Here is an 8,806-nt window from a genome sequence, read left to right as displayed (position 1 = left end):
AAACGCGGGTCGGCCCCTGACGCCCAACCAGCCGCTGCTCCGGTAGAGGCAGCGCGAGCACATCGGTACGCACCGGGTTGCCCACCACGTCAGCGTGGGGGAACGCGCCGGGAAACGCCTGCATCACTTTCTTCGCAATTTTTGCCAGCCATTTATTGGTCAGGCCGGCAATACCATTCTGTTCGTGCAGCACCACCGGAATGCCCAGCGACCATGCCGCCAGTCCGCCGGGGCCGGAAACGTATCCGCCCATCCCCAGCACGACGTCCGGCTTGAAACGCTGCATAATCGCGCGCGCCTGACGCCAGGCGTTGAAAATACGCACCGGCGCCAGCAGCTGCGCCTTCAGGCCTTTGCCACGCAGGCCGGAGATGCGGATAAAATCGATCTCAATACCGTGCTTCGGCACTAAGTCCGCTTCCATACGATCGGCGGTACCCAGCCAGCGAACCTGCCAGCCCTGGTCCATTAAATGGTGCGCGACCGCCAGCCCCGGGAACACATGCCCGCCGGTACCGCCCGCCATCACCATTAACCGCTTTTCCTGACCGCTCATCGAACACCCCGTGTAAACGCCTGGGCTTTTTCCAGACGCGTTTCATAATCAATACGCAACAGCAACATGATCGCCGTCGACATAATCAGCAGGCTGGAGCCGCCGTAGCTGATCAGCGGCAGCGTCAGGCCCTTGGTCGGCAGCATGCCCGCAGCCGCGCCGACGTTAACCAGCGCCTGGAAGCTAAACCAGATCCCGATCGCACAGGCCAAAAAGCCGGCGAAACGGTGGTCAATCTCCAGCGCTTTGCGGCCGATGGACATGGCGCGAAAAGCGACGAAGAATACCATTAAAAGAGCCAGTACCACACCGATATAACCGAGTTCTTCGCCGATGATGGCGAAGATGAAGTCAGTGTGCGCCTCCGGTAAATACTCCAGCTTTTGTACCGAGTTGCCTAAGCCCTGGCCCCACATTTCACCGCGGCCAAAGGCCATCAGCGACTGGGTCAGCTGGTAGCCGCTGCCAAACGGATCCTCCCACGGGTTCCAGAAGGAGGTTACGCGGCGAATACGATACGGTTCGGCGAGGATCAGCAGTACCACCGCCGAGATCCCCATACCGATAATGGCAATGAACTGCCACAGCTTGGCGCCGGCGAGGAACAGCATCGCCAGAGTCGTCACGAACAGCACCACCACCGTTCCGAGGTCCGGCTGCGCCAGCAGCAGGATCGCCAGCACGAAAATCACGCCCATCGGTTTCAGGAAGCCGCGCAGGTTATTACGCACCTCATCGCCCTTACGCACCAGGTAGTTGGCGATGTAGCAGAACAGCGACAGCTTGGTAAACTCCGCGGGCTGAATACGCAGCGGGCCCAGCGCAATCCAGCGCGATGCCCCGTTTACCGAGCTCCCGACCACCAGCACGATCAGCAGCATCACGATCGAGGCGATCAGCATCGCGGTACTGTGCCGCTGCCAAAATTCCATCGGCAGGCGCAGGGTCACCAGCGCGAGCCCCAGCGCCAGCAGAATGTAGAGTCCGTCGCGCTTGGCAAACAAAAACGGATCGTTTGCCAGACGCTGGCCCACCGGCATCGAAGCCGAGGTCACCATGATGAAACCGACCGCCGCCAGGCCAAACGTCAGCCACAGCAGCATCCGGTCATACATCACCAGGCTGTCGTTATCTTTCTGCCGCGAGCCCATCACCCAGCCCTTCAGCGCGGCAAACAGCCAGGAGAAGATACGCATTCCCGGGAAACGCGGCAGCGTCAGTCGGGGCATTCTCAGGCGCGGGAGGGAGAGACGCATCAGCCTAACTCCTTCGCCAGGCGGGTGAAGATATCCCCCCGTTGTTCAAAGCTTTTAAACTGATCGAGGCTGGCGCAGGCCGGCGACAGCAGCACCATATCGCCAGACTTAAGCAGCGGCGCAATTTGACGCATCGCCTGTTCCATCGTTTCCGTTTGCGTCGCCGCCTCAGGGCGCAGCGCCGCCAGCTGCTCGCCGTCGCGACCGAAGCAGTAGAGGCGGATATTATCGCCGGCCAGGTAGCGCTTCAGCGGCGCGAAATCAGCGGACTTGCCGTCACCGCCGAGCAGCAGATAGAGCGTGCCGTCCAGATGCAGGCCGTTCAGCGCCGCTTCGGTGCTGCCAACGTTGGTGGCTTTGGAATCGTTTATCCAGCGCACGCCGTTATGGTCCAACGCCAGCTGGAAACGGTGCGCCAGGCCGGTAAAGGTGGTCAACGCCTTGAGGCTGCTGGCTCGCGGCAGACCCGCGGCATCCGCCAGCGCCAGCGCCGCCAGGGCGTTGCTGTAGTTGTGCTGGCCGGTTATCGGCATCTCTTTGACGTTCAGCACTTTCTCACCCTTCACCCGCAGCCAGGTTTCTCCCTGCTGGCGGTTAAGGTGGTAGTCGCCGACGTCAACGCCAAAGCTAATGCAGCGGTCATCGGCGCCGCGCACCGGCATCGTCAATCCGTCATCGGCATTCACAATGCAGCTCTTCGCATTTTCATAAACGCGCAGCTTGGCCGCCCGATACTGCTGCAGGCCGAGCGGGTAGCGGTCCATATGATCTTCGGTCACGTTGAGGATCGTCGCGGCAACCGCCCGCAGGCTGGAGGTGGTTTCCAGCTGGAAGCTGGAAAGTTCGAGAACGTACAGCTCGCGTTCAGCATCCAGCAGCATCAGGGCCGGCAGGCCAATATTGCCGCCGACGCCGACGTTTACGCCGGCCGCTTTCGCCATTTCACCCACCAGGGTGGTGACGGTGCTTTTACCGTTTGAACCGGTAATCGCCACGATCGGCGCCTGCGCCTCGCGGCAGAACAGCTCGATGTCGCCAACGATTTCCACGCCGGCGTCCATCGCCGCGCTCAGAGAGGGATGCGCCAGGGCGATACCCGGGCTTGCCACGATCAGATCGGCCGCCAGCAGCCAATCCTCGTTCAGGCCACCAACGTAGCGCTCCACTTCTTCCGGCAGCTTATCCAGGCCGGAAGGCGCAGCGCGAGTATCCATGACGCGCGGCGTCACGCCGCGGGCCATGAAAAAGTCCACGCAAGACAGGCCGGTCATACCCAGCCCAATAATGACGACTTTCTTACCCTGATAATCTGCCATGATTAACGTACCTTCAGCGTCGCCAGGCCAATCAGCACCAGCATCAGCGAAATAATCCAGAAGCGCACGATCACGCGCGGTTCCGGCCAGCCTTTCAGTTCATAGTGGTGATGAATCGGCGCCATTCGGAAGATGCGCTGACCGCGCAGCTTGAAGGAGCCGACCTGCAGAATGACCGACAGGGTCTCAACAACAAAAACGCCACCCATAATTACCAGCAGGAATTCCTGGCGCAGCAGCACGGCAATGATGCCCAGCGCGCCGCCGAGGGCCAGTGAACCCACGTCGCCCATAAAGACCTGCGCCGGATAGGTGTTAAACCACAGGAAGCCAAGGCCCGCACCGACGATCGCCGTACAGACGATAACCAGCTCGCCGGCGTGACGCAGATACGGAATATGCAGGTAGTTGGCGAAGTTCATGTTGCCCGACGCCCACGCCACCAGCGCGAAACCGGCGGCTACAAACACGGTTGGCATAATTGCCAGGCCGTCGAGGCCATCGGTGAGGTTAACCGCATTGCCGGTACCGACAATCACGAAGTAGGCCAGCAGAATGTACAGCAGCCCCAGCTGCGGCATGATGTCCTTGAAGAACGGCACCACCAGCTGAGTAGCCGGCGTGTCTTTCCCGGCCATATAGAGCGCGAAGGCAACGCCCAGCGCAATCACCGACATCCAGAAGTATTTCCAGCGGGCAATCAGGCCCTTGGTGTCTTTGCGCACCACTTTGCGATAGTCATCAACGAAGCCAATGATGCCGTAGCCGACCAGCACCGTCAGCACGCACCAGACGTACGGGTTAGAGGGGTAAGCCCACAGCAGGACCGATACCACAATCGCGGTGAGGATCATGATCCCGCCCATGGTCGGCGTACCGCGTTTGCTGAAGTGAGATTCCGGACCGTCGTTGCGCACAACCTGGCCGAAAGCGAGTTTTTGCAGACGAGCGATCATACGCGGGCCCATCCACAAAGAGATGAACAGCGCGGTCAGCAGGCTGACGATGGCGCGAAACGTCAGGTAGGAAAAGACGTTAAAGCCTGAATAATATTTGACCAGGTGTTCGGCCAGCCATACTAACATGTTCCATTCTCCTGTAATGCGCGTACTACCTCTTCCATGGCGGCACTACGTGAACCCTTCACTAAAATGGTCAGAATTTTATGCTCTGCGATAAGCTCGCGCAGACGAATCACCAGCGCGGATTTCTCGCTAAAGTGCTCACCCACGCCGCTGGCGGAGCTGATATCAGCGCTCAGCGTGCCAACGCTCAGTACGCGATCGAGCCCTGCCGCCTTCGCCGCTTCGCCAACCTGGCGATGGCAGGCGGCACTTTCCGCGCCGAGCTCGGCCATATCGCCGACCACCAGCACCCGGTAGCCCGGCATTTCGGACAGCACCTGCACCGCGGCGGTCATTGAGCCGACGTTGGCGTTATAGGAATCATCAAGCAGCAGCTGATTTTCCGTAAGCCGGATCGGGAACAGGCGCCCCGGCACCGCGGTAAGCTGAGCCAGCCCGGCCTTCACCGCGGCTAAATCAGCGCCGACCGCCATTGCCAGCGAGGCGGCTGCCAGCGCGTTGGCAATATTGTGGCGGCCCGGCAGCGGCAGCAGAACGTCCGTGCTCCCGGTTGGGGTTTGCAGGGTAAACTCCGTCCCGTGGCTGGTGACGTGAATATTGGTCGCCGTAAAGTCGCTGTTGGCCGCGTTGGGCGAGAAGCGCCAAACCTTACGATCGCCAATGATGCTCTGCCAGTTGAGCCAGTCGTTATTGTCGGCGTTGAGAATGGCGATGCCGTTTGCCGGCAGGCCGGTAAAGATTTCGCCTTTCGCCTTCGCCACGCCCGCCAGCGAGCCGAAGCCCTCAAGGTGCGCGGCGGCCAGGTTGTTCACCAGCGCGGCTTCCGGACGCGTCAAACTCACGGTCCAGGCAATTTCGCCCTGGTGGTTGGCGCCCAGCTCAATCACCGCATACCGGTGCTCGTGAGTCAGGCGCAGCAGCGTCATCGGGACGCCAATATCGTTATTCAGGTTGCCGGCGGTATACAGCGTCGTGCCGCACTGCCCGAGGATCGCCGCGGTCATCTCTTTCACCGAGGTTTTCCCGGAGGAGCCGGTCAGCGCGACCACGCGGGTCGGTACCTGCTGGCGAACCCATGCCGCCAGCTCGCCGAAAGCCTGCCGGGTATCCTTCACCACCACCTGGGGTAAATCGCACTCCAGCCTGCGGCTGACCAGCAGCGCGCCGGCGCCGGCCTGTTTTGCCTGTGCGGCAAAGTCGTGGGCGTCGAAGCGCTCGCCCTTGAGGGCCACAAACAGGCAGCCCGCCGTTATCTTGCGGGTATCCGATGTGACCTCATCGATGGCCAGATCGCTACCCTTCAGTTCGCCGCTGGCGATGTCGGCAAGCTGAGAAAGCGTAAAGCGAATCATGCTACCGTCCCCAGTAAGCGCGCGACGGTCACGCGATCGGAGTAGTCCAGACGACGATTGCCGACAATCTGGTAATCCTCGTGGCCCTTACCGGCGACCAGCACCACGTCACCCTCTTTCGCCAGCATAACGGCATTGGTCACGGCTTCCGCCCGACCTTCCATCACCTTCGCGTGCCCGGCATCAAGCATGCCGGCCAGGATATCGCTGATAATGGCGCGAGGATCTTCGGTACGCGGGTTATCGTCGGTGACAACAGCAATATCGGCGAACTCTTCGGCGATAGCGCCCATCAGCGGACGTTTGCCCTTATCGCGATCGCCGCCGCAGCCAAACACGCACCACAGCTTGCCGCTGCAGTGCAGACGCGCGGCCTGCAGCGCTTTTTCAAGCGCATCAGGCGTATGGGCGTAATCCACCACCACGGTCGCTTTGCCCGGCGCGCTAAACACTTCCATACGCCCGCAAACCGGCTGCAGACGAGAAGCCGTTTTCAGCAGCTCGGCCAGCGGATAGCCCAGCGCCAGCAGGGTAGCCAGCGCCAGCAGCAGGTTGCTGACGTTAAAGGCACCCATCAGGCGGCTCTCTACTTCGCCCTTGCCCCAGCTGGAGTCAAACTGAACGGTCGCACCGCTGTCGTGATAGCTCACCGCGGTGGCCTTCAGCCAGCGGCCGTGACAGTTCGGGTTAATATGGTCTTCCATCGATACCGCAACCGCATCCGGCAGCTTCGCCAGCCAGCGGCGGCCCACTTCATCATCGGCGTTGACGATCGCCTGACCGCAGTGGTGGGTAGAATAGAGCAGCCATTTCGCCGCTTCGTAGTGCGCCATATCACCGTGATAGTCCAGGTGATCGCGGCTCAGGTTGGTAAACACCGAGGCGGCGAACTGCAGCGCGGCAACGCGATGCTGAACCAGGCCGTGGGAAGAGACCTCCATCGCCGCCAGGGTCGCGCCCTGCCCCGCCAGACCGGACAGCACGTGCTGAACGTCTACCGCAGAGCCGGTGGTATTTTCCGTCGGGATAACCTTGTCCAGCAGGCCGTTGCCTACCGTACCCATGACCGCACTGGTTTCGCCGAGCAGCTGGCCCCACTGCGCCAGTAGCTGAGTGGTGGTGGTTTTGCCGTTGGTCCCGGTTACGCCGATCAGGCGCAGCTGCTGCGAAGGCTGATGGTAAAAACGCCCGGCCAGCGCCGACAGGCGCTCGTTGAGCTGGCTAAGATAAATGACCGGCACGCCGTGCATTTCACGGATTTCACCGTCGACAGCCTCATCTTTGGCCTCAGCTATAATGGCAGCAACACCTTGCGCTATCGCCTGCGGGATATAACGACGCCCGTCCGCCTGATGACCTAATACCGCGATAAAGAGATCCCCGGAAGCAGCCACCCGGCTGTCCAGCGTCATCTCTCGCAGAATTCGCTCCGGCGCATTTGGCACCCACGGAGCGAGAAGGTCGCGCAAATTACGATCTGCCACCTGTTCCCTCGCCTTGATTAATCACAAATTCACTTTTTTCGCCCGTTGCCAGCGCATCCGGTTCGATGTTCATGGTGCGCAGAACGCCGCCCATGATGGCACCGAAGACCGGCGCGGAAACGGCGCCGCCGTAGTATTTACCCGCCTGCGGGTCGTTGATCACCACCACCAGCGCGAAACGCGGGTGGCTGGCGGGCGCAACGCCTGCGGTGTAAGCAATATATTTGTTGATGTAGCGGCCGTCTGGCCCCACTTTTTTCGCCGTACCGGTTTTGATCGCGATGCGATAGCCCTTAATCGCCGCCTTCACGCCGCCGCCGCCAGGCAGCGCCACGCTTTCCATCATGTGCACAACGGTACGAACGAGAGGTTCCGGGAAGACTCGCTCGCCCGGAACCGGTGGATCAACTTTGGTAATCGACAGCGGGCGATACACGCCGTAGCTGCCGATCGTTGCGTAGACTCGCGCTAACTGTAACGGGGTTACCATTAGCCCATAGCCGAAAGAAAAGGTGGCCCTCTCTATGTCAGACCACCGTTGTTTTTGAGGGTATAAGCCACTGCGTTCTCCGACCAACCCCAAATTGGTCGCTTTTCCGAGCCCAAAACGTGAGTAAGTATCTACTAACGCTGAGGACGGCATCGCTAACGCCAGCTTGGAAACACCGACGTTACTCGACTTCTGTAGTACCCCGGTCAGGGTCAATTCGCTATAGCGCGCCACGTCTTTGATTTCGTGGCCGTTAATACGGTAAGGAATGGTATTCAGCACGGTATTTTCGTTGACGATCCCGCGCTGGAGCGCGGTCATCACCACCATCGGCTTCACCGTGGAACCCGGTTCGAAGACGTCGGTGATGGCGCGGTTACGCATGATATCTTTTGCCGTGCCGGAGAAATTATTCGGGTTGTAGGACGGGCTGTTGGCCATCGCCAGCACTTCGCCGGTGCTGACGTCAACCAGCACCGCGCTTCCCGACTCCGCCTTGTTAAACGCCACCGCGTTGTTCAGTTCGCGATAAACCAGCGCCTGCAGGCGCTCGTCGATGCTCAGCGCGAGGTTATGCGCGGCCTGGCTGTCGGTCGAAGAGATATCCTCGATGACGCGGCCATAGCGGTCTTTACGCACGATACGTTCGCCCGGCTGGCCGGTAAGCCATTTATCAAAGCTCTTCTCAACGCCCTCAATGCCCTGGCTATCGACGTTGGTAAAACCGATAAGGTGAGAGGTAACTTCGCCTGACGGGTAGTAGCGGCGCGACTCTTCGCGCAGGTGGATCCCCGGCAGCTTGAGCTTTCTGATGTAGTCGGCCATATCAGGATTGACCTGACGAGCCAGATAGATAAAGCGCATTCTCGGGTTGGTGTTGATGCGCGAAGCCAGCTGATCCAGCGGCATATTCAGCGCATCCGCCAGCGCTTTCCAGCGGTTGTCGAGGGTGACGCCGCCGGCATCGTGCAGCTCTTTCGGATCGGCCCAGATCGCCTTCACCGGCACGCTCACCGCCAGCGGGCGGCCCGAGCGGTCGGTAATCATCCCGCGCGCGGTCGACACTTCCTGCACGCGCAGGGAGCGCATATCGCCCTGACGCACCAGCATGTCCGGACTGATAACCTGCAGCCACGCCACGCGGCCCAGCAGGAAAGTCAGAGCCAGCAGAATACAGCCGCACAGCAACGCAAAACGCCAACTGATAAAGTTGGCCTGTTCTTCCTGACGTTTTGGTCTTGGCGTTTTCGGCGCTGCTTTCATGCGT

Annotated in this window: 7 protein-coding genes; all 7 read right to left on the bottom strand. The window is 60.6% G+C overall.

The features are described 5' to 3' along the window. Positions 1 to 556 (bottom strand): UDP-N-acetylglucosamine--N-acetylmuramyl-(pentapeptide) pyrophosphoryl-undecaprenol N-acetylglucosamine transferase (locus PFH44_RS11340; protein ID WP_283825045.1); only part of this gene is annotated, 556 nt, incomplete at its 3' end. Beyond that, a complete protein-coding gene (ftsW, locus tag PFH44_RS11335; RefSeq protein WP_283825044.1) occupies positions 553 to 1,812 on the bottom strand; it encodes a cell division protein FtsW in 1,260 nt (419 codons plus the stop codon). The genes PFH44_RS11340 and ftsW, both read right to left, overlap by 4 nt. Beyond that, entirely contained in the window at positions 1,812 to 3,128 is a 1,317-nt protein-coding gene (gene murD, locus PFH44_RS11330) for a UDP-N-acetylmuramoyl-L-alanine--D-glutamate ligase (protein WP_283825043.1), read from the bottom strand. The genes ftsW and murD overlap by 1 nt, the downstream gene beginning before the upstream one ends. A gap of 2 nt (positions 3,129 to 3,130) precedes the next feature. Next, positions 3,131 to 4,213, bottom strand: a complete 1,083-nt coding sequence (mraY, locus tag PFH44_RS11325) for a phospho-N-acetylmuramoyl-pentapeptide-transferase (protein ID WP_045859908.1) — start codon at positions 4,211 to 4,213, stop codon at positions 3,131 to 3,133. After that, complete coding sequence (gene murF / locus PFH44_RS11320; protein WP_283825042.1) at positions 4,207 to 5,565, bottom strand: UDP-N-acetylmuramoyl-tripeptide--D-alanyl-D-alanine ligase; 1,359 nt, start codon at positions 5,563 to 5,565, stop codon at positions 4,207 to 4,209. Before murF ends, mraY begins: the two co-directional genes overlap by 7 nt. Then, complete coding sequence (gene murE / locus PFH44_RS11315; protein WP_283825041.1) at positions 5,562 to 7,049, bottom strand: UDP-N-acetylmuramoyl-L-alanyl-D-glutamate--2,6-diaminopimelate ligase; 1,488 nt, start codon at positions 7,047 to 7,049, stop codon at positions 5,562 to 5,564. Before murE ends, murF begins: the two co-directional genes overlap by 4 nt. Next, positions 7,036 to 8,802, bottom strand: a complete 1,767-nt coding sequence (locus PFH44_RS11310; protein ID WP_041144043.1) for a peptidoglycan glycosyltransferase FtsI — start codon at positions 8,800 to 8,802, stop codon at positions 7,036 to 7,038. The genes murE and PFH44_RS11310 overlap by 14 nt, the downstream gene beginning before the upstream one ends. Between the last annotated feature and the right edge of the window lie 4 nt (positions 8,803 to 8,806).

It is taken from the genome of Klebsiella sp. Ech2A, from assembly GCF_030078455.1.
Classification (GTDB): Bacteria; Pseudomonadota; Gammaproteobacteria; order Enterobacterales; family Enterobacteriaceae; genus Klebsiella; species Klebsiella terrigena.
This window is presented reverse-complemented; position numbering and strand designations above follow the sequence as displayed.